16 protein-coding genes are annotated in these 21,230 nt (G+C 61.3%); 12 read left to right on the plus strand and 4 right to left on the minus strand.

The features are described 5' to 3' along the window. Positions 1 to 10: 10 nt before the first annotated feature. Entirely contained in the window at positions 11 to 3,376 is a 3,366-nt protein-coding gene (gene treS, locus PKE98_RS16980) for a maltose alpha-D-glucosyltransferase (RefSeq protein ID WP_271196510.1), read from the plus strand. Beyond that, a complete protein-coding gene (gene glgB / locus PKE98_RS16985; protein ID WP_271196511.1) occupies positions 3,373 to 5,571 on the plus strand; it encodes a 1,4-alpha-glucan branching protein GlgB in 2,199 nt (732 codons plus the stop codon). The genes treS and glgB overlap by 4 nt, the downstream gene beginning before the upstream one ends. Before the next feature lie 102 nt (positions 5,572 to 5,673). Here the strand turns inward: glgB and nhaA are convergent, their stop codons facing one another. Further along, a complete protein-coding gene (nhaA, locus tag PKE98_RS16990) occupies positions 5,674 to 7,023 on the minus strand; it encodes a Na+/H+ antiporter NhaA (RefSeq protein WP_271196512.1) in 1,350 nt (449 codons plus the stop codon). A gap of 218 nt (positions 7,024 to 7,241) precedes the next feature. Here nhaA and PKE98_RS16995 point away from each other — a divergent pair, with 218 nt between their 5' ends. The 8 genes from PKE98_RS16995 to PKE98_RS17030 all read left to right on the plus strand — a co-directional run bounded on the left by PKE98_RS16995 (position 7,242) and on the right by PKE98_RS17030 (position 17,175). Next, the gene (locus PKE98_RS16995) at positions 7,242 to 8,348 is read left to right on the plus strand and encodes a polyamine ABC transporter substrate-binding protein (RefSeq protein WP_271196513.1); all 1,107 of its coding nucleotides are present in this window, start codon (positions 7,242 to 7,244) and stop codon (positions 8,346 to 8,348) included. A 55-nt stretch (positions 8,349 to 8,403) separates the two neighbouring features. Continuing rightward, on the plus strand, positions 8,404 to 9,822 hold the full coding sequence (locus tag PKE98_RS17000; protein WP_271196514.1) for an aminotransferase: 1,419 nt from the start codon (positions 8,404 to 8,406) through the stop codon (positions 9,820 to 9,822). Between the two features lie 14 nt (positions 9,823 to 9,836). Beyond that, a complete protein-coding gene (locus tag PKE98_RS17005; RefSeq protein ID WP_271196515.1) occupies positions 9,837 to 10,724 on the plus strand; it encodes a LuxR C-terminal-related transcriptional regulator in 888 nt (295 codons plus the stop codon). Positions 10,725 to 10,777: 53 nt separating this feature from the next. Then, positions 10,778 to 11,569 (plus strand): enoyl-CoA hydratase/isomerase family protein, encoded by a 792-nt coding sequence (locus tag PKE98_RS17010; protein ID WP_271196516.1) that lies wholly within the window; start codon positions 10,778 to 10,780, stop codon positions 11,567 to 11,569. A gap of 36 nt (positions 11,570 to 11,605) precedes the next feature. Beyond that, on the plus strand, positions 11,606 to 12,766 hold the full coding sequence (locus tag PKE98_RS17015; RefSeq protein ID WP_271196517.1) for an acyl-CoA dehydrogenase family protein: 1,161 nt from the start codon (positions 11,606 to 11,608) through the stop codon (positions 12,764 to 12,766). Between the two features lie 13 nt (positions 12,767 to 12,779). Continuing rightward, positions 12,780 to 14,876 carry an acetate--CoA ligase family protein gene (locus PKE98_RS17020; RefSeq protein ID WP_271196518.1) on the plus strand — a complete coding sequence of 699 codons (2,097 nt, stop codon included), beginning with the start codon at positions 12,780 to 12,782 and terminating at the stop codon, positions 14,874 to 14,876. After that, on the plus strand, positions 14,873 to 15,595 hold the full coding sequence (locus PKE98_RS17025) for an NAD(P)H-dependent oxidoreductase (protein WP_271196519.1): 723 nt from the start codon (positions 14,873 to 14,875) through the stop codon (positions 15,593 to 15,595). Before PKE98_RS17020 ends, PKE98_RS17025 begins: the two co-directional genes overlap by 4 nt. A gap of 257 nt (positions 15,596 to 15,852) precedes the next feature. Next, positions 15,853 to 17,175: an esterase/lipase family protein gene (locus PKE98_RS17030; protein WP_271196520.1), complete on the plus strand. Its 1,323-nt coding sequence runs from the start codon at positions 15,853 to 15,855 to the stop codon at positions 17,173 to 17,175. 13 nt (positions 17,176 to 17,188) lie between these two features. Here PKE98_RS17030 and PKE98_RS17035 read toward each other — a convergent pair whose 3' ends face one another. From PKE98_RS17035 to PKE98_RS17045, 3 genes are all read right to left on the minus strand, one after another. Continuing rightward, entirely contained in the window at positions 17,189 to 17,689 is a 501-nt protein-coding gene (locus PKE98_RS17035) for a GNAT family N-acetyltransferase (protein WP_271196521.1), read from the minus strand. Between the two features lie 102 nt (positions 17,690 to 17,791). Then, on the minus strand, positions 17,792 to 18,316 hold the full coding sequence (locus PKE98_RS17040; RefSeq protein WP_271196522.1) for a helix-turn-helix transcriptional regulator: 525 nt from the start codon (positions 18,314 to 18,316) through the stop codon (positions 17,792 to 17,794). Between the two features lie 5 nt (positions 18,317 to 18,321). Further along, a complete protein-coding gene (locus tag PKE98_RS17045; RefSeq protein WP_271196523.1) occupies positions 18,322 to 18,588 on the minus strand; it encodes a hypothetical protein in 267 nt (88 codons plus the stop codon). A gap of 542 nt (positions 18,589 to 19,130) precedes the next feature. On the opposite strand from PKE98_RS17045, the gene PKE98_RS17050 reads away from it, so the two are divergent. Continuing rightward, positions 19,131 to 20,351 carry a putative DNA modification/repair radical SAM protein gene (locus PKE98_RS17050; RefSeq protein WP_271196524.1) on the plus strand — a complete coding sequence of 407 codons (1,221 nt, stop codon included), beginning with the start codon at positions 19,131 to 19,133 and terminating at the stop codon, positions 20,349 to 20,351. Further along, on the plus strand, positions 20,342 to 21,196 hold the full coding sequence (locus PKE98_RS17055; protein ID WP_271196525.1) for a TIGR03915 family putative DNA repair protein: 855 nt from the start codon (positions 20,342 to 20,344) through the stop codon (positions 21,194 to 21,196). Before PKE98_RS17050 ends, PKE98_RS17055 begins: the two co-directional genes overlap by 10 nt. Positions 21,197 to 21,230 lie beyond the last annotated feature (34 nt).

Raw genomic sequence — 21,230 nt, forward strand, 5'->3', positions numbered from 1 at the left:
GGGGGACGCGATGAGCGACCAAGCAAACAACGATCCAGTGAATAAAAACACGGCACAAACCACTGAACGCCGCAAAAAGCGCCGGCCAGCTGCCTTTATCGAAGACCCGCTCTGGTACAAGGACGCGGTGATTTATCAGGTGCACGTGAAGTCGTACTTCGACTCCAACGACGACGGTATTGGTGATTTCCCCGGCCTGATTTCCAAGCTCGACTACATTGCCGACCTGGGCGTGAATACGCTTTGGCTGCTGCCGTTTTACCCTTCGCCGCGGCGCGATGACGGCTACGACATTGCCGAATACCGCGATGTGCACCCCGACTACGGCGGCATGGCCGACGCCAAGCGGTTTATTGCCGAGGCGCACAAACGCGGCATTCGGGTAATTACCGAGCTGGTGATCAACCACACCTCCGACCAGCACCCCTGGTTTCAACGAGCGCGGCGCGCCAAGCCGGGGTCCAAGGCACGGGACTTTTACGTGTGGTCGGACAGCGATCAGAAATTCCCGGAAACCCGGATTATCTTTCTCGACACCGAGAAATCGAACTGGACCTGGGACCCGGTGGCCGGCCAGTACTTCTGGCACCGGTTCTATTCGCACCAGCCAGACCTCAATTTCGACAACCCGCAGGTGCTCAAGGAAGTGCTCAGCGTAATGCGCTTCTGGCTCGACCTGGGCGTTGATGGCCTGCGATTGGATGCCATTCCGTACCTGATTGAGCGCGAAGGCACTAATAACGAAAACCTGGCCGAAACCCATGTGGTGCTGAAGAAGATTCGCGCCGAACTGGACGCCACTTATCCTGACCGCATGCTGCTGGCCGAGGCCAACCAATGGCCGGAAGACACCCAGCTGTATTTTGGCGGTGAGAACGGCGGCCCCGGTGATGAATGCCATATGGCGTTCCACTTCCCGCTGATGCCGCGCATGTACATGGCCATCGCTCAGGAAGACCGTTTTCCGATTACCGACATCCTGCGCCAGACCCCCGAGATTCCGGACAACTGCCAGTGGGCGATTTTCCTGCGCAACCACGATGAGCTGACGCTGGAAATGGTCACCGACCACGAACGTGACTACCTGTGGAACTACTACGCGGCGGATCGCCGTGCCCGTATCAACCTGGGCATTCGTCGGCGCCTGGCACCGCTGGTGGAACGCGACCGTCGCCGTATTGAATTGCTCAACAGCATGCTGCTCTCCATGCCGGGCACGCCGACGCTGTATTACGGCGATGAAATTGGCATGGGCGACAACATCTTCCTGGGTGACCGGGACGGCGTGCGTACGCCCATGCAATGGTCCATCGACCGCAACGGCGGTTTTTCTCGCGCCGACCCGGCCAGCCTGGTGTTGCCGCCGATTCAGGACCCACTTTATGGCTTTCAGAGCATCAACGTCGAAACCCAGCAGCGCGACACCCATTCGCTGCTGAACTGGACGCGGCGCATGCTCGCCATTCGCAAGCAGCAGAAAGCCTTCGGCCGCGGCACATTGAAAATGCTCGCACCGTCCAACCGCCGCATTCTCGCCTACTTGCGCGAATACACGGGCGTTGATGGCAAACACGAAATTATTCTGTGCGTGGCCAATATGTCGCGCGCCGCACAAGCCGCCGAGTTGGAGCTGTCGGCGTACAACGGCAAGGTGCCGGTGGAAATGGTCGGCGGTACGTCGTTCCCGCCCATTGGCCAGCTCAACTATCTGCTGACGCTGCCGCCCTATGGCTTCTACTGGTTTTTGCTGGCCGAGGAGGCGCAGATGCCGGCTTGGCACGTGCCGCCAGTCGACCGCATGCCGGAGCTGCCGACGCTGGTCATCAAACGTGACCTGACCGAACTGATGCAATCGCGGTGCAGCCTGACGTTGAGCCGCGAATCGTTGCCAGCCTACCTGCCGAAACGCCGCTGGTTCTCGGCCCTGGATGACTCCGCCGCTGCCGAATACAAGCTGCTCTACGCCGTGCCTTTTGGCGCCCGCAGCGTGCTCAGCGAAGTGGAGGTGCGCAACGGCAACCAGGTGGAGCACTATCAATTGCCGCTGAGCTATGTGGCAGAAAATGCCGCAGGCAGCAGCGTGCCGCAGCAACTGGCGTTGGCACGTTTACGCCGTGGGCGCGAAGTGGGGCTGCTTACCGATGCCTTTACCCTGGGGGAATTCAGCCAACAGGTGGTGCGTTATTTGCGCGAAGGGCAGGTGCTCAACTCGGCGGGTTGCGAACTGCAGTTTCTGTCGACGCCGCAACTGCAGGAGTTGCCGGATAACCCCGAAGAAGAAATTAATCTGGTGTCTGCCGAACAGTCCAACAGCTCGGCGTTGATTGGCCAAAGCATGGTGCTCAAGCTGGTGCGTCGGGTGATGCCTGGCATTCACCCGGAAACCGAAATGGGCGGTTATCTCACCGCTCAAGGCTTCGCCAATATTCCGCAACTGCTCGGTGAGGTACGCCGCGTGGATGCCCAGGGTGTGCCGCATACACTGATGGTCTTGCAGCGCTACTTGAGCAACCAGGGTGATGCCTGGCTCTGGACGCAAAACACCCTGGAGCGGGCCATACGCGACCAGTTGACCAACCCGGCGGCCGATGGCGCTATTGCTCCGGCCAGCGTCGAGCTCGCAGCTTTTGCCCGGCAACTGGGACGGCGCCTGGGGGAAATGCACCGGGTATTGGCCCAGCCGAGCGACAACCCGGATTTTGGCGCGATCACCAGCACGCAAACCGACGTGGACGAGTGGACCAGCAGCATCAGCGCGCAGTTGCAGCAAGCGCTAGATGAGGTGGCCAACAGCCCGAGCGCAGACGCGACCAGCGCGCAATGGCTGGCCAGCCACGGCAAACAACTGCTGGCGGCGGTTAACCAATTGGCGCAACTGTGCCTGGGCGGCCTGCGCATTCGCGTGCATGGCGACTTGCACCTGGGCCAAGTGCTGGTGGTGCAGGGCGATGCTTACCTGATCGACTTCGAAGGCGAGCCAACCCGCAGCCTGCAAGAGCGTCGCACCCGGCACAGCCCGATGAAGGATGTGGCCGGCATGATCCGCTCGTTCGACTACGCCGCCGCGATGGCCATCCGCAACACGCAGAGCACCGATGCTTCGCGCGAAGCCGATGCAGTACGCCGTGCAGTGGCGGCGAGTTATCGCAGCCAGGCGCGCACGGCCTTCCAGGAAGCCTATCGCCTGGCCGCTGCCGATCTGCCACATGCCTGGCACGAGCGCGACGGCGAAGTGGCGGCCCTGGCGTTGTTCAGCCTGGAAAAAGCCGCCTACGAAATTCTGTACGAAGCTCGCTACCGTCCCGACTGGCTGAATGTGCCGGTGCAGGGGCTGGTGGAGTTGGGCCAACACCTGTTAGGGAGCGCTGCACGATGATTGACTTGACTGTGCCGGCCCCGCTGAACGCCGAAATGCCGGACCCCAATGTGCAAGCCTTGGTGCGTGCCGAACACAGCGACCCCTTTGCCTTCCTCGGCCCGCACCGGGACGAGCAGGGACCGATTGTGCGGGCGTATTTGCCCGGTGCGTTGGGCGTGGACCTGATCGACGCCAACACGGGCGGCAGAATGGGGGAGATGACGCTCGGCGAGGTGCCCGGCATGTTCACCATCCGCCCACTCGACCAGCGCCCTTACCGCCTGCGGATTCGTTGGGGCGAGGGCGAGCAGGAGATCGAAGACCCGTATTCGTTTGGTCCGCAGTTGGGCGATATGGATATCTACTTGTTCGGTGAGGGTAACCACCGTGAGCTGGGCAAAGCCTTTGGCGCCCAGTTGGTGGAAGTGGACGGCGTTTCCGGTGTGCGCTTTGCCGTGTGGGCGCCGAATGCCCGACGGGTGTCGGTGGTCGGCCATTTCAATGGCTGGGACGGGCGCCGCCATGTCATGCGCGCACGGCATCCGTCGGGCGTGTGGGAAATCTTTATTCCGCGCCTGGCGCCAGGCGAAGTCTATAAATACGAGATTCTTGGCAGCCACGGCGTACTGCCACTCAAGGCCGACCCCATCGCCCTGGCCACCGAACTGCCGCCGGCCACCGGCTCGGTGGTGGCACAACCGCTTGAGTTTGTCTGGAATGACCAGCAGTGGTTGGAAAAACGCCAGCATGCGCAAGCCCACAATCAGCCGCTGTCGATTTATGAAATGCACGTCGGCTCCTGGCGCCATCATGAAGATGGCCGGGTGTTGCAGTGGTCTGAACTGGCGGACCAACTGATTCCCTATATGCACGAGATGGGTTTTACCCACGTCGAGCTAATGCCGATTATGGAGCATCCGTTTGGCGGCTCCTGGGGCTACCAGTTGCTGTCGCAATTCGCCCCCAGTTCGCGCTACGGCAGTCCTGCTGATTTCGCTGCATTTGTCGACGCCTGCCATGTGGCGGGCATCGGCGTGATTCTCGACTGGGTGCCGGCGCATTTCCCTACCGACAGCCACGGCCTGGCCCGTTTTGACGGCACGGCGCTGTATGAGTATGCGCACCCGTTCGAGGGCTTTCACCAGGACTGGGACACCTTTATCTACAACCTGGGCCGCAACGAAGTGCACGGCTATATGCTGGCGTCGGCGCTGCACTGGCTGCGCCAGTACCATATCGATGGGCTACGGGTAGATGCTGTGGCCTCCATGCTCTACCGCGATTATTCGCGCAAAGACGGCGAGTGGATTCCCAACCGCCACGGCGGCCGCGAGAACTTGGAAGCCATCGATTTTCTCCGTCATCTGAACGACGTGGTGCACACCGAAGTGCCGGGGGCCTTGGTGATTGCCGAGGAGTCTACTGCCTGGCCTGGCGTCAGCCACGACACCCAGGGCGGCGGCTTGGGCTTTGCCTATAAATGGAACATGGGCTGGATGCACGACAGCCTGAAGTACATCGCCGAAGACCCACTCAATCGTCAGCACCACCACGACAAATTGACCTTTGGTTTGCTCTACGCCTTTACCGAGCAATTTATCCTGCCGATTTCCCACGACGAGGTGGTGCACGGCAAACGTTCGTTGCTCGACAAGATGCCCGGCGACCGCTGGCAAAAGTTCGCCAACCTGCGTCTGTACCTGAGCTTTATGTGGAGCCATCCGGGGAAAAAGCTGCTGTTTATGGGGTGCGAGTTTGGCCAGTGGCGCGAATGGAGCCACGATCATGAACTGGACTGGTACCTGCTGCGCTACGGCGAACACCAAGGCACGCAAAACCTGGTGAAAGTGCTCAACCAGCTGTACCGCCAACACCCCGCACTGCACCAGCGCGACGGCAAGGCCGAAGGCTTTCAATGGTTGATTGGTGATGACGCTACCAACAGCGTGTACGCCTTCTTACGCCACGGCGACGATGGCGCGCCGGTGCTGGTGGTGCACAACTTCACCCCGGTGCCGCGCGAAGGCTACCGCATTGGCGTGCCGCAGGCCGGGGAGTGGCAGGTGCTGCTTAACAGCGATGATGAAGTGTTTGCTGGCTCCAATGCCGGGAGCCGTGGTGCGATGCATACCGATGGCATCGAGAGCCATGGGCAGGCGCAGTCGTTGTCGCTCAACTTGCCACCGTTGGGGACCTTGATTCTCAAGCCCTGACATCGCCCCAAAAGCATCGAGGCTGAAGCCTCTTCTACACGGCACACACAACCCTGTAGGAGAGGCTTCAGCCTCGAGTTTTTGATCTTGCTTGCGAGCCGGTTACGACGTGGAAGCCCGCGAGCGCCGCACCACAATTGCCCCAATCACCAACCCCACCGTGGCCGCAATGGCCGAGGCGAGTAGCACGCCCAGTTTCGCGGCGCTTAGCAGCCCCGCGTCGGTAAACGCCAGCGAGGCGATAAAGATCGACATGGTAAAGCCGATCCCCGCCAGGCAACCCACCAGCCCCAACCAGGCCCAGGTCATGCCCGTCGGCAAGGTGCACCAGCCCAATCGTACCAACAGCCAGGTGCTGAACATCACACCAACAGGCTTGCCCACGACCAGGGCGAACAGCACGCCCAGCATCACGGTAAGCGAGCCGGAATCGCCCAGGTCAACGCCACCCAGGCTTACGCCGGCGTTCGCCAGGGCAAACAGCGGCATCACGCCATACGCTACCCACGGGTGCAAGGATGCTTGTACACGAATCACCGGTGGCAGCAATTCACGTTGCGCGGCGCGCAGTTGTTTCACCGGGCTTAGCAGGTGCTGGGCGTCGCCATCGGCTCGCTCGGCCACGGTGTTGACGGCGCGCAGGGCACTGTCCAATGGGCGCTCGGTGTCAGGGCGGGAAAACACCGGAGTCATCAGGCCCAACACCACGCCGGCCAAGGTCGGATGGGCGCCGGTTTTCAGCAAGCCAAACCACAGCAGCGCGCCTGGCAGCACATAGGCGTAGGCCGAACCGATGCCAATCTGTTGAAAGATCAGCACCAGGGCAATGCCGCCGCCGGCAATCAGAAAACCGATCGGCTCCAGGCCGCCGGAGTAGAACAGGGCGATGATCAGCACCGCAGCGATGTCATCAATGATCGCCAGGGCCAGCAGAAACACCCGCACCGACGGCGGAATGGATTTGCCCAGCAGGGCCAGCACGCCCATGGCGAAGGCGATATCGGTGGCGGTCGGGACTGCCCACCCGGCGCGCAAGCCGGGGTCGCCATTGACCGCCAGGTACAGCAGTGCGGGTACGGCCACACCGCCTAGCGCAGCGGCCATGGGTAGCGTGGCGAGCTTGAGGGTGGCGAGGGCGCCTTCGTGGATCTCGCGACGAATTTCCAGGCCCACTACCAGAAAGAACACGGTCATCAAACCGTCGTTGATCCAGAAGTGCAGAGACTGGGAAACCTGAAATTCGCCCAAGCCGAAACCCAACGGCATATGCCACAGGTGGTGATAGCTGTCGGCGGCGGGGGAGTTGGCCCAGATCAGGGCGATGGCCGCAGCCAGCATCAGGACGATGCCGCTCACAGCTTCAATGTGCAGAAAATGTTCGAGGGCGCTAAAGGCTTTGTCTGCTACACGGCGCGCAGCAGGGAGGTCCTTGGGGGAAAGGATACGGTTCATGGTCGCTCACTTGTATCGACTGTGTGGCGGCCCGACCAACACAAAAAACCTGCCTGACTACCGATTGCAGTCGCGACACCCGGGTGCAACCTTACACCGCGAAGGCCATCCAGGCCAGCCCAACCTACCCAATCAGGGTATGGTCGCCCCCGCCATTTGCGCCAATAGTGCAGCCATCGCTCATCCAGGGCAGATGACACTCACAAGGTGAAATGACTATGGGTAAGGTGTTTGCTTTTGTCGTTCGCTGTTCTTTAGTTATCTCGCTGACCGCGCCGGTGTTTGCCGCGCAGGAAGAGGGCGCCAATACGCTGCGGCTTTACAACTGGGCCGATTACATTGGCGAAAACACCCTGGCCGATTTTGAGAAGGCCACCGGCATCAAGGTAATTTACGACACCTTCGACGCCTACGAAACCGTCCAGGCCAAGCTCCTTACCGGCCGCTCCGGTTACGACCTGGTGGTGCTCAACGCCTCCCTGGTGCCGCCGCTGATCAGCGCCAAAGTGTTCCAGCCGCTGGACAAGAAACAGCTGCCCAGCCTGGGCAACCTCGATCAGCAAGTGATCAAGAACCTGCAAGGCTACGATCCGCAGCTGGTGTACTCAGCGCCCTATACCTGGGGCAGCAACGGCATCACCTATAACGTCGACAAGATTAAAGAGCGCATGCCCGCCGCGCCGATTGGCTCGCTGGCGATGATGTTCGATCCCAAGGTGGTGTCGCGTTTCGCCGACTGCGGCGTGACCATCATGGACGCCCCCACCGAAGTCATCCCCCTGGCTTTGCAATACCTCGGCCGCGACCCCCGCAGTGCAAAGCCCGAAGACCTCAAAGCAGTGCAAGAGCTGTTAATGAAGGTGCGCCCCTATATCCGCAAATTCGACTCAGTGAACTACCTCACCAGCCTGCCGAACGGCGATGTGTGCATGGCCATGACCTGGTCCGGCGACTACGCCACCGCCCAGGCCCGCGCCGAGGAAGCGGGGCTGAAGATCAACCTGGCGTACTTCATTCCCAAGGAAGGTTCGCTGATCTGGTTCGACAATATGTACATCCCGGCCGATGCGCCCCATGCGGCCAACGCCCACAAGTTTCTGGAGTACTTGCTGCAACCGCAGGTGATGGCCGATGTGAGCAATTACATCCACTACGCCAACAGCAACGCCAAGGCCACGCCGTTGCTCAATGCCGATGTGCGTGACAACCAGGCGATCTACCCCGACGCCGAAACGCTCAAGCGCCTGTTCCCGCAGAAAACCCACGATGCCAAGGAGAGCCGGGCCATCACACGGGTGTGGAACACCATCAAGACCGGCATGTAAGCCGGAGCAACAACACTTCAACACTTCCGAATAATCTGTTGTGCAGGTAATGGTTATGGCGACTCCAACTCAGGCTTTTTTCGATGGCTTTGCCGATGCGGACCTGGTCCAGGCGGACAAGGCGCACTACATGCACGGGTACCACGTGTTTGATGAGCACCGCGAGCAAGGCTCCCTGAATATCGTTGCCGGCGAAGGCGCTTATATCTACGACACGGCGGGTAACCGCTTTCTCGATGCCGTGGGTGGCATGTGGTGCACCAATATCGGTTTGGGCCGTGAGGAAATGGCCCTGGCCATTGCCGACCAGGTGCGCAAACTGGCCTACGCCAACCCGTTCTGCGACATGGCCAACAACGTCGCCATCGATCTGTGTAAAAAACTCGCCAGCCTGGCGCCGGGCGATCTCGATCATGTGTTTCTCACCACCGGCGGCTCCACCGCCGTGGACACCGCCTACCGCCTGGTTCAGTACTACCAGAACTGCCGCGGCAAGCCGGAGAAAAAGCACGTTATCGCTCGCTACAACGCCTATCACGGCTCCACCGCCTTGTGCATGCAGATCGGCAACAAGGCCGCCGACCGCGTGCCCGAGTTCGATTATGCCAACGACCGCATCCACCACATCTCCAACCCCAACCCGTACCGCGCGCCGGCCGGGATGAGCGAGGAGCAGTTTGTCGACTATCTGATTGCCGAGTTCGAAGACAAGATTCTCAGCATCGGTGCCGACAAGGTGGCGGCCTTCTTTGCCGAGCCGATCATGGGTTCTGGCGGCGTGATCATTCCGCCAGACGGCTACCTCAAACGCATGTGGGAGGTGTGCCAAACCTACGACATTCTGTTTGTCGCCGATGAAGTGGTGACCTCGTTCGGCCGTCTGGGCACTTTCTTCGCCAGCGAAGCGCTGTTCGGTGTGCAGCCGGACATCATCACCACCGCCAAGGGCCTGACCTCAGCCTACCTGCCACTGGGTGCGTGCATTTTTTCCGACCGTATCTGGAAAGTGATCGATGAGCCCGGCAAGGGCCGCTGCTTTACCCACGGGTTTACCTACAGCGGCCATCCGGTGTGCTGCACCGCGGCGCTGAAGAACATCGAGATCATTGAGCGGGAAAACCTGCTGGCCCATGTGAACGACGTGGGCGGTTACCTGGAAGAACGCCTGGCCACGTTGCGCGAGCTGCCGTTGGTGGGTGATGTGCGCTGCAAAAAGCTGATGGCCTGTGTGGAGTTCGTGGCGGATAAACGTAGCAAGGCGCTGTTTCCGGAAGCGCTGAACATCGGCGAAAAAATCCATACCCGCGCGCAAGCCAAAGGGCTGCTGGTACGGCCCATGGTGCACCTGAACGTGATGTCGCCGCCGTTGATCATCAGCCGCGCTCAAGTGGACGAGATTGTGGAAACCCTGCGCGAGTGCATTCTGGAAGTGGCCGACGAGTTGACCGTCAGCGGCCAATACGCGGGGCAATGACAATGAGTGTATCCATGGCTTTACGTCACTCGGAGCGCCTGCATAGACTGCGGGCCATGAACAACGCCGATGATTCCCTGGTTTCCCTGCCGCTGGGCTCGCTGCGCCAGTGGCATAGCGAACTGCAACTGGCCCTGACCCATGTCGAGGGGCTGCAAGCGCTCAGCCATTTGGCCGGTGCGCTCGGCCACCTGGTGCCGGTGCAGTCGCTGATGATCAGCCTGGAGCGTAAAGACCAGCCGCCGCAGTTGCTCTATCAGCAAGGTATTCCCGAGCATTACCGCGACTGGATGCTTAACCGGTATTTCTCCGGCGGTTATCTGCTTGACCCCTTTTGCCTGGCCGTGGAGGGCGGCTTGGCCGAAGGGTTTTACCACTTGAGCGAAATCGCCCCCGACGACTTTTTCTCAAGCCAGTACTACAAAAACTACTACCTGGAAATCGGCTGCGCCGAAGACAGCTATTACATCGTCAACCTCGACAGCCGCAGCAAGCTTTCCGTGTGCCTGTTCCAGGGCATGGGCGCGCAAAACCTGGCGCCCGAGCAGCTCAACCTGCTGCGGGCCATGCAGCCCATGGTGCGTGAAGTGCTTGCGCAATTCGGCCGGCACTGGCTGCAACAAAGCGGCGCCGGCGATGCCGCCACCGAGCAGGACCATGCCGTGCTCAGCCAGCGCATTCAGGTGGCATTCAACAACTTTGGTTGTGACCTGCTCACCGAGCGCGAGCGGGAAGTGGCGCACATGGTGCTGCGCGGCCATTCGGTGAAATCGGCAGCCTACGAGCTGGCGATCTCGCCCGAAACCGTGCGCATGCACCGCAAAAACCTGTACCTGAAACTGGGGATCAACTCGCAAGCGGAGTTGTTCGCCCAGTTTATCGACTGGTTACGCCAGGGCTGACGCCCACCACGCTACGCGTTCCCCACACGACTTAACACCCTTCGAGGCCGCCTATGACCACGCAGCTCGCTGTGCTTTGCGAAAAAGAAGCCGGTATTGCCCGCCTGACACTGAACCGCGTTGAACAACGCAATGCGCTGGATATCCCCAGCCTGAATTTTTTGCACGACCTGCTCGAGCAATTAAACCAGGACCCCGAGGTGCGAGTGGTGGTGGTTACCGGCAACGGCCGCAGCTTTTGCGCAGGCGCCGACCTGACCGAATGGGCCGCCGCCGAAGCCCGCGGCCAGCTGGAAACCTACGGCTGGACCGAAGCGGCGCACCGCCTGATGGCGCGTTTGTATAGCCTGGAAAAACCGACCATCGCTGCCATCAACGGCACGGCCGTGGGTGCGGGCATGGACCTGGCGTTGTGCTGCGACCTGCGTATTGCCGCGCAGTCAGCACGCTTCAAGGCCGGCTACACCAGCATGGCGTACTCCCCGGATGCCGGCGCCAGCTGGCACTTGCCACGCCTGATCGGCGCCGAGCTGGCCAAGCGGTTTCTTTTCCTCGACGAACTCTGGGGCGCCGAGCGCGCACTGGCTGCCGGCTTGGTCGGTGAGCTGTGTGCCGATGAGCAACTGCCCAGTGCCGTCGCCGAGCTGGCCCAGCGTCTGGCCAACGGGCCGACCTTTGCCTTTGCGCAAACCAAACAGCTTATTCGTGACGGCGAACAGCGTGACCTGCCGCAGCACCTGCAAGCCGAACTGGCGGCCGGCCTGCTGTGTGGTCGCAGTGCTGATGGCGCAGAAGCGTTGCGCGCCAGCGTGGAAAAACGCGCGCCGCGGTTTATCGGCCGCTAACCCAATAACAACCCCGTAGAGCGGGCAGGTGCAGGTATGAATTTCCAACTCACGCAAGAACAAGAAATGTTGGTGGAGTCGGTACGCAGCTTTGTCGCCAAGGAACTGCTGCCCCACGAAGACGCGGTGGATCGCGCCGATGAAGTGTCACCCGAGCTTGCCGCCGAGATTCGAAGCAAGGCCATCGCCGCCGGCTTTTATGCTTTCAATATGCCGGAGGAGGTCGGCGGCGGCGGGCTGGATTATCTGTCTCAGGCGCTGATCGAGCGCGAGTTGTCCAAGGTTTCCTGGGCAGTGCATGTGTTTGTCGCGCGGCCCTCGAAAATCCTGATGGCCTGCAAGGGCCAACAGATTCAGGACTACCTGCTGCCGTGCGTGCAGGGCGAAAAGGTCGATTGCTTTGCCCTGACCGAACCCGGTGCGGGCTCCGATGCCAATGCGATCAAAACCCGCGCAGTGCGTGATGGCGACGACTTTGTCCTGAACGGCAGCAAGCACTTTATCAGCCACGCCGGGCATGCCGATTTCGCCATCGTGTTCGCCGTCACCGACAGCTACGAGCACAACGGCCGCAAGCGCAATGCCGTGACCTCGTTTCTGGTCGACCGCAACACTCCCGGTATGACCATTCGCCGTGGCCCCAAATGCGTGAGCAACCGCGGCTACCACACCTTCGAGATGTTCTTCGACGACTGCCGGGTACCGGCCAGCAAGGTGCTGGGCGAAGTCGACAAAGGTTGGGAAGTGGCCAACGCCTGGCTGACCGCCGGGCGGGTGATGGTTGCCGCCAACTGCGTGGGCCAGGCGCAGCGTGCGCTGGATGTGTCCTTGCAATGGGCAGCAGACCGCAAACAATTCGGCCAGGCCATCGGCAGCTACCAGGGCGTTTCGTTCAAGCTGGCCGATATGGCCACGCAAATTCGCGCAGCAGAACTGCTCACCCTGCACACCGCCTGGAAAATGGACCAGGGCAGCATGACCGATGGCGATGCGGGCATGGCCAAACTGTTTGCCAGTGAAGTGCTGGGCAAGGTGGCCGATGAAGCGGTGCAGATTTTCGGTGGCATGGGCTTGATGGACGAAGGGCCGGTGGAACGCATCTGGCGTAACGCGCGGATCGAGCGGATCTGGGAGGGCACGTCGGAAATCCAGCGCCACATCATTTCCCGCGAATTGCTGCGGCCGTTGTTGCGTTAAGGGGAGTGTGGATATGAGCCTGCGTGACAACCTCAAACGTATGCTGGCCCCACGGCACCTGGCCTTTGTCGGCGGGCGCAGCATGGCCCGAGCCCTCAAGCGCTGTGCCGAGGGTGGCTATCAAGGCCCGATGTGGCTGGTGAACCCGCACCATGCCGAACTTGATGGCGTGCCGTGCGTGGCCAGCGTTACCGATTTGCCCTGCGGCCCGGACGCTGTGTTTGTCGCCACCAACCGCGAGCTGACCCTCGAGTGCGTGGCGCAACTGGCGGCCACAGGTGCCGGCGGGGCGATCTGCTATGCCTCCGGCTTCGCTGAAACCGGTGAGGCGGGCACCCGGCTGCAGGAACAACTGCTGCGGGCAGCGGGTGATATGGCGCTGCTGGGGCCTAACTGCTACGGCCTGCTGGACTACCTGCACAGCGCCGCGCTGTGGCCGGTGGCCCATGGTGGCAAGGCGGTGGAAAAGGGCGTGGCGGTGCTGACCCAGAGCGGCAACTTCGCGTACAACCTGTCCATGAGCGACCGCTCGCTACCCATCGCCTATATGGCATCGGTGGGTAACCAGGCGCAGGCCGGCGTGGCGGAGTTGATGGATGTGCTGCTGGACGAACCACGGGTTACCGCTATCGGCTTGCACCTCGAAGGGCTAAAGAACGTCCCCGGCTTTGCCGCGGCGGCCCACAAGGCGCTGCTCAAGGGCATTCCTATCATTGCGCTAAAAACCGGTGTGTCGCAGCTTGGCGCGCAGTTGGCGCTGAGCCACACCAGCTCGCTGGCGGGCTCCGACACGCTGTACGACAGCCTGTTCGAACGCTTGGGCGTGATTCGCGTCAGCGGCCCGGTGAGCTTTGTTGAGACGCTCAAGGCCGCTGCCTGCGGTAACCTGCCGGCCGGTAATCGCCTGATTGCCTTGGCGTGCTCGGGCGGCGACGCCGGCTTGCTGGCGGACTATAGCGAGCGTAATGGTCTGCAGCTGCCGTCGCTAGACCACGTCCAACGCGGTGAGCTGGCCAGCGTTCTGCCCAGTTACGCCAACCTGGTCAATCCGCTGGATTTCACCACCGCTATCTGGGGCGATGGCGCAGCGTTGCAGCAGATGCTCGACAGCACCTTGCGCACCGAAGCCGATGCCGCTGTTCTGGTGCTCGACTACCCAAGCGAGGCCACCGGGGAACGCAAGGAATGCGACCTGCTGCTGCAGCGCTACAGCGAAGCGTTGGTGCGACACGGCAAGGTCGGTTTTGTAACCTCGGCGTTTCCCGAATTACTGCCTGCCAGCGCTCGTGAGCGGCTGCATGCCCAAGGGATTGCCGCCTTGCAAGGGGTTGAAGACGGCCTGGCGGCGTGGGGCAAGATCGCCCACTACCAACAGCACCGCGCCACCTTGCTGGCCCGAGGCGAGTCGGCGTTGCTGCCGCTTTGCCCGCAGGCAGTGGCAGGCGAGGGCGTGCTGTTGAACGAATGGCAGTCCAAGCAAGCCTTGCGCGCCTTTGGCCTGCCAGTGCCGGCCGGCGAATTAAGCACCCCGGAACGCACCCTGGCCGCCGCCCAGCGCGTGGGTTATCCGTTGGTGCTTAAAGCGGTTAGCTGCCAGTTGCCGCATAAAACCGAAGCCGGTGCAGTGGCGCTGAACCTGGCCACGCCACAGGCGCTGCAAGTGGCGCTGGAAGAAATGCGCGGACGTATCGCGGCCTATGCACCGCAGATGCCTTTCGACCAGGTTTTGCTGGAGCCAATGGCCACAGCGCCGTTGGCCGAGTTGATCGTGGGCATCAAACGGGAGAGCGGCTTTGCCTTGGCGCTGATCATTGGTGCAGGTGGCGTATTGGTTGAGTTGCTGAACGATAGCCGCAGCCTGTTGCTACCCACCACCGATGCGGCCATTCGTGCCGCGTTATTGAGCCTGCACAGCGTGCGCCTGCTGCAAGGATTTCGCGGGCGGCCGGCTGCGGATCTGGACGCCGTGGTGTCAGCCATACGCGCGGTCGCCGATTACGCCTGTGAAAACGCCGGGCACCTGTTGGAACTGGACGTGAATCCGCTGCTGGTTGGCGTTGATACCACCCTTGGCGTAGACGCACTGATTCGCCTGGAGCAGCAACCGTGAACGTACTGATAGTGCATGCCCACCCCGAAGCCAAATCGTTCACCGCCGCTCTGGCCAGCTTGGCGCGGCAGACGCTGCAAGCGCAGGGCCATCAGGTGCAAACCAGCGACCTGTACGCCATGCAGTGGAACCCGGTGGCCAGCGCGGCCGATTTTTCCGAGCGGGAGAATTCGGACTACCTGGTGTACGCCCTGGAGCAGCGCCTGGCGGTAAAAAACAGCAGCCTGGCCGTTGATATCCGGCAGGAGCTGGACAAGCTGCTGTGGGCAGACCTGCTGATTCTCAATTTTCCGCTGTATTGGTTTTCTGTGCCGGCCATGCTCAAGGGCTGGATCGACCGGGTGCTGGTCAGCGGTATTTGTTACGGCGGTAAGCGGTTCTACGACCAGGGCGGCTTGAGCGGCAAGAAAGCCCTGGTCAGCCTGACCTTGGGTGGGCGCGAACATATGTTCGGCGACGGCGCCATCCATGGCCCGTTGCAAGACATGCTGCGACCGTTGCTGCGCGGCACCCTGGCGTATGTGGGGTTTGAAGTGCTGGCGCCGTTTGTGGCCTGGCATGTGCCCTATATCAGCGACGAGGCGCGTGGCGAGTTTCTGCGCCGTTATGCCGAGCGCCTACAGCATCTGGATGACGAGCAACCGCTGGAGTTTCCGAAGTTGGCGCAGTTTGATGAGGCGTTAAAGCCGATCGCTGACGTGTCGCCTAGCTCGCCATAGGCTTCGGTATTCTGGGTCCCCGCCTGCGCGGGGACGACGGGGGCACTTCAACGTTCATCGTCATCCCGCGAAGGCGGGGATCAAGAATCGCCAAGCGGGCGGCGGTATCTGATAAACGACGAGCGCCGCGCTTCACATCAGCCAGCAACTTGCCAATCCCAAACCCGACACTACGCTGATCTAGCCGCACACGCGGCAGGGGGCATCCCGTCAGGCAGTCAAGGATGCGAAGCGGACTGCTGATTCAGGAGGCCAACATGCCTCGTTCAATTGTGATCGTTCATGGCTGGAGCGACGAAGGCAAGTCATTCACCAAGCTGGCCAAGCAGATAACCACCTGGTTTGGCGCGCCGCCTGTCCAGATCAGGATCGCTGACTGGATATCCCTGCAAAACGATGTCACCTATGCCGATCTGGCCGTGGCCATGGAGCGCGCCTGGATTGCCAGTGGCCTGTCAAAAAAGCCCCACAGCGTGGATATCGTCACCCACAGCACCGGGGCATTGGTGGTGCGCGAATGGATGACCCGTTACTACACCAGCGACACCGCGCCGATCCAGCGTTTCGTAATGCTGGCACCGGCGAACTTCGGCTCACCGTTGGCCCATAAGGGCCGCTCGTTTATTGGCCGCGTGCTCAAGGGCTGGAACCGCTTTATCGGCCAGACCGGCACGCAGATTCTCAAGGGGCTTGAATTAGGCTCGCCTTACACCATGGAGCTCGCTCGCCGCGATCTGTTCGGCACCAGCACCTGGTATGGCAGCGGCAAGATTCTGGCGACCGTGCTGGTTGGCAACGTCGGCTATGACGGGGTGGAGGCTATCGCCAACGAAGACGGCAGCGACGGCACCGTGCGCATCAGTACCGCCAACCTCAACGCGTCACGCTTGACCCTGGCGCTGGACCAGCATCAGCAGGCAAAACCCGGCTGGAAGCTTGAGCGCGCCAATGGCGCAATCGCATTCGGCATTGTCGACCAGGAAAACCACAGCACTGTTGCGTTGAAAGACAGAGGGCCGAAAAACCCCAACACCCTGACCCTTATTCAGGCGGCGTTGAACGTCACCGATGCCGACTTCGCTCCAGCCAACGGCTCGTTTGCCTGGCAGAGCAAAATCGACCAGATAAGCCCGTTTATTGGCAGCCAATCGCCGCGTTATCAGAACCTCGCCGCCCATGTAAGCGACGACCTTGAGCACGATGTGTTGGACTATTTTTTCCAGCTGTACCGGCAGGTGAATTCGGACCGCAAGTTTGAAAAAGAGCTGTACGAGAAGGTGATCACCACCGTTCACCCATATGAAGACAACGGCTCCTACCGCTCCATCTACCTATCGATCAGTGAGTTGGAACGGGTGGTGCAGAAGTTTGGCCTGGAATTCATGTATCTGAGCCTGTCAGCGCAACCGCTGTTTCGCCCACCACAGCAACCGGTGGGGTACGGCAGCGTGAGTGCCAGCAGCACCGACGGGTTGGCGATTCCTGCGGCTGAGCTAAAAAACTTCTTTGTCGCGCACACCACGCTGTTGGTGGAGATCGTGATCGACCGGCAGATCGATGCGTCTACGTTCACCTTGTGATGTTGCCAGCGGATCAGTCTGAGAGATTGATCCGCTTGGCCATCTCCGACGTGCCGCCCCAGCCCAAGGCTTCGTACACGGGCCTGCCCACCTGAGTGGCATGCAGCACGGCGAAGCTGATGCCTCGCTGGCTGAATTGCGCTTCGGCCACCTGCATCAACCGCGAGGCCAGTCCGCGCCGCCGATAGGCTGGCTCAACGAATACATTCAACACATAACCACGCAGGTCCTGGGTGGGATGGGAGGGGTGGGGCGGCCATTCGATGCTCATCAGGCCGATGGCAGCAGCGGGCTGGTCGTCGTCGTGCACGATAAACCCGAAGTAACGCCCATCGGCCAGGCGCGGTATGAGCCAGGGGCGGAAGTGTTCGGTCATTACCTGCAACTGACCCGCATCGCCGCCGGCTTCCAGAAACATGGTTTCGCGGTGCGCGCAGATCAGCTCAAGATCGCTTGGGGCTAAGCGCCGCAGCTGTAATGGAGCGAAGTCGATGGTGTCTGGAATGCTGTTCATGTCGCGCCCCGAGCCAGTGAATGTTGCCGATGCTAGGACGCGGTCGTCGCGGCTAACAGAGTCAGATCCCAAGTAAATGGACCATACAGCCGCCGCGAGGAATTACCAGGCCAGCACACCTGGCTCGACCTTGGCCGGCCCGGCCAGTCGTGTTTGCTCTTTTGCCACATTCACTCGCATGGCCATTTGGGAAATGTCCATCAGGTTCTGCTTCAGGGCATAGCTGCCGCGTGTTTGCATCCACGCCAGGATTTCCGCCAGGTGCCAGATCGACGCTGAGCCTTCATGAATGGGCGGCGGAAAGGTAGCGGCGTTGGCCAGCATCAGTTTGCGCATATTTTGCCGGCTCATACCCATTAGCTCGGCGGCATCGGTAAGGCCCACCAGGTCGGGGGTCGCTTCGATCAGGGTGGCGGTGGGCAGGGCCTGGCGTACATCGGCCAGCGCACTGTTGATGGCGTCTTCGGCGCACGCCGCCTCGCGGGTAAAGGCCAGCGCGAGGCGGCCAGGCTGACCGATACCGATGAGGGCATCGTCGCAGCCGGCTTCGCCCAGTCGGCCGATAAGAGCGTCCATGTCCTGTTCGTGCGGCGGCAGTTGGTATTTGAGGGTGAAAATGTAGTCCATGGTCATTACTCCGCTTGGCTAATTTTCCGGGCCAGGTGCGTGGTGCAGTTGCTGACCACACGCCGTATGGCCTTGGCGAAATTCCCCGGATTTTTCGGGGTGCTCCAGATGCTGCTGATACAAAACTCGCCACATCGGCAGTCGCGGTCGTTGTAGGGGCAGTACATTTTTCCCCAACAGTGGCCGCCGCCTTCCACCACCCTCCAGCCATGGGGTTCGACATAGCTGAGGGCTTGCTCAACGTCCTTTTTTGAATGTGCGGAACGAGTCATCCAATGAGCTCCAGTGTGCTAAAAGATCTGCGGGTTGTCAACTGACAACCTTCGTTTGGTTCAAGCGACAGATTGATGCCGCTGCAAAGTGTGCATCTGAAATTAAGGGGAGATTGCAGGGGAGGGCGGCGCTGGAACCGCAGTGCGCCGTCAGCAAGTGCGGGGGCAATCGGCCCTTCACGGGCGGCGATGCCGTTGGATACGGGACGTGCAGGCACTTCATGGCGCGGCAATGCCATGCTGACGAAGCTGACTATCTGGATTGCTCTGACGAGCTCTTGGGAGAAACTGGCGCAGCAAATCGCCAGGCTCTGTAGCGCCATCTGCTACAGCGGCAGCGATGCTTTTTAAAGACGCGGTTAACGCCGTTCCTATCGTCGACGTAGCGCAGGTAGGAGCGGTCGGCACAGTGGCGGATGGCTGGTTCATCGCCAGCTCGCGCTGGAAGGCTTTCGCCAATTCTCCATCAGGCGCCCACTGGCGCTTGCCAGCCGACACCCTCCTAAACTACTGTATGAATAATCAGTACTCAGGTGTCTGTCATGCAGCTTATCGCCAAACTGGGCATTCTCGCCGATGCCGCCAAGTACGACGCTTCGTGCGCCAGCAGTGGCGCGCCCAAGCGCAGTTCCAAAGGTCGCGATGGGCTGGGCGCCACCAATGGTATGGGAATCTGCCATAGCTACACGCCGGATGGCCGCTGCGTTTCCTTGCTCAAGGTGCTGCTGACCAATTTCTGTCTGTACGACTGCCAGTACTGCGTCAACCGCCGCACCAGCAATGTGCCCAGGGCACGGTTTACGCCGGAGGAAGTGGTGCGCCTCACGCTGGATTTTTACCGGCGTAATTGCATCAGCGGGCTGTTTCTGAGCTCGGGCATCATCCGCTCGGCCGACTACACCATGGAGCAACTAATCCGCGTGGCGCGCCTGCTGCGCGAAGAGCACGAGTTTCGCGGTTACATCCACCTCAAAACCATTCCAGACGCCGACCCGCTGTTGATCGAAGAAGCAGGCCGCCTGGCCGATCGCCTGAGCGTGAATATCGAACTGCCTACCGACGAGAGCCTGCAACTGTTGGCCCCGGAAAAGAAGGCGAGCACCATTCGCCTGGCCATGGGCACGATTCACCAGGGGCAGTTGGCGGTGGCAGGGGAACGCAACGCGCCACGCTTTACCCCGGCCGGGCAGAGCACCCAACTGATCGTCGGCGCCGATAGCACGGACGATCACACCATTCTGGGCAACGCCCAGGCGTTGTACCAGGGCTACGCCCTAAAGCGCGTTTACTACTCAGCTTTTAGCCCGATCCCCGACAGCCCCAGCAGCGTGCCGCTCGCCGCGCCGCCTCTGTTGCGCGAGCACCGGCTGTACCAGGCTGATTTCCTGATGCGTGGCTACGGCTACAGCGCCGGTGAATTGCTGCGCGAGGCGGGCAACCTAGCGCTGGACATCGACCCCAAGCTGGCCTGGGCCTTGGCTAACCGCGAGGTCTTTCCGCTGGATGTAAACCGTGCCGAGCCAGCACTGCTGGCGCGCATTCCCGGTATTGGTCTGCGCAGCGTGCAACGGTTGGTGGCGCTGCGTCGCGAGCGGCGGATTCGCTACGACGATCTGGTGCAGTTGCGTTGCGTGCTGGACAAGGCCCGTCCGTTTATCGTCACCAGCGACTACCGCCCGCCGGAAGCGGAAGTGCGCAGCGGCCTGCTGCGTGCCCGACTGAGAGAACCGCAGGCACCCCAGCAAATGGGGTTATGGGCATGATCGCGCTCGACTGTGGCAACGACTTCGCCACCTGGCGCGAACAGGCGCGCACGCTGCTCAGCCATAACATCGACCCCTGCGACGTGGTGTGGGCCCAAGGCCTGATGCACGATCTGCTGGCCTTGCCGACCCCGCTGCCTACCGGGCGCGGCAGCTTTCGGGCACGAATTCCGGCGGCTCTGCTGGGCCAACTGGAGCAAGCCGGCCGTTATCGCGGTGACCAGCGCTGGAGCTTGCTGTACGAAGTGCTCTGGCGGGTTGCGCACGGTGATCGCACCGCGATGCTGGCAGGCGACCGCCTCGGTAGCGAGTTGCAACGGCGCATCAAACAGGTCAGCCGCGAAGCCCATCACCTGCACGCATTTGTGCGTTTCGTGCCGCTGCCGCCGCAGCTGGCCGAGCACCTGCAACTGGATCTGGTGGCCTTTCACGAGCCGGCCCATGACATTCTGCACAGCGCCAGTGAACACTTTGCCGAACGCCTGGGCCGCCAGCGTTGGCTTATCGCCACGCCTGAAGATGGCATCCGCTACGACGGTAATGCACTGGACTACCGCAAGCAGTGTCCCGAGCAATGGCAACAGTGGGCGCAGCAGGCTGACGACCCGGATGGCGAGCTGTGGCCAACCTACTACCGGCACACCTTCAACCCGGCACGCGTCAACCCAGGAGCGTTGGCGCAACATATGCCCGGCCGTTTCTGGCGCCATTTGCCGGAAGGGGCGTTAATCGGGCAACTGGTGGGGCAGGCGCAACGAGGCAAGCAGCGCGATGGCCAGGCGGCTGAAGTGGCGAGCCAGGGAGGAAAGCGCATTGTGCCGCGAGGCCAAAGCGGCCCGCTGTAACCTGCGCCGGACAGACACAAATCATCGGCTCGGC

Origin of the sequence: Pseudomonas turukhanskensis, assembly GCF_027922365.1 — a bacterium.
Lineage (GTDB): Bacteria > Pseudomonadota > Gammaproteobacteria > Pseudomonadales > Pseudomonadaceae > Aquipseudomonas > Aquipseudomonas turukhanskensis.

Bases quoted from the DNA above. Each gene is read 5' to 3' on its own strand.
- treS (WP_271196510.1), top strand. From the start codon at position 11: ATGAGCGACCAAGCAAACAACGATCCAGTGAATAAAAACACGGCACAA.
- glgB (WP_271196511.1), top strand. From the start codon at position 3,373: ATGATTGACTTGACTGTGCCGGCCCCGCTGAACGCCGAAATGCCGGAC.
- nhaA (WP_271196512.1), bottom strand. From the start codon at position 7,023: ATGAACCGTATCCTTTCCCCCAAGGACCTCCCTGCTGCGCGCCGTGTA.
- PKE98_RS16995 (WP_271196513.1), top strand. From the start codon at position 7,242: ATGGGTAAGGTGTTTGCTTTTGTCGTTCGCTGTTCTTTAGTTATCTCG.
- PKE98_RS17000 (WP_271196514.1), top strand. From the start codon at position 8,404: ATGGCGACTCCAACTCAGGCTTTTTTCGATGGCTTTGCCGATGCGGAC.
- PKE98_RS17005 (WP_271196515.1), top strand. From the start codon at position 9,837: ATGGCTTTACGTCACTCGGAGCGCCTGCATAGACTGCGGGCCATGAAC.
- PKE98_RS17010 (WP_271196516.1), top strand. From the start codon at position 10,778: ATGACCACGCAGCTCGCTGTGCTTTGCGAAAAAGAAGCCGGTATTGCC.
- PKE98_RS17015 (WP_271196517.1), top strand. From the start codon at position 11,606: ATGAATTTCCAACTCACGCAAGAACAAGAAATGTTGGTGGAGTCGGTA.
- PKE98_RS17020 (WP_271196518.1), top strand. From the start codon at position 12,780: ATGAGCCTGCGTGACAACCTCAAACGTATGCTGGCCCCACGGCACCTG.
- PKE98_RS17030 (WP_271196520.1), top strand. From the start codon at position 15,853: ATGCCTCGTTCAATTGTGATCGTTCATGGCTGGAGCGACGAAGGCAAG.
- PKE98_RS17035 (WP_271196521.1), bottom strand. From the start codon at position 17,689: ATGAACAGCATTCCAGACACCATCGACTTCGCTCCATTACAGCTGCGG.
- PKE98_RS17040 (WP_271196522.1), bottom strand. From the start codon at position 18,316: ATGGACTACATTTTCACCCTCAAATACCAACTGCCGCCGCACGAACAG.
- PKE98_RS17045 (WP_271196523.1), bottom strand. From the start codon at position 18,588: ATGACTCGTTCCGCACATTCAAAAAAGGACGTTGAGCAAGCCCTCAGC.
- PKE98_RS17050 (WP_271196524.1), top strand. From the start codon at position 19,131: ATGCAGCTTATCGCCAAACTGGGCATTCTCGCCGATGCCGCCAAGTAC.
- PKE98_RS17055 (WP_271196525.1), top strand. From the start codon at position 20,342: ATGGGCATGATCGCGCTCGACTGTGGCAACGACTTCGCCACCTGGCGC.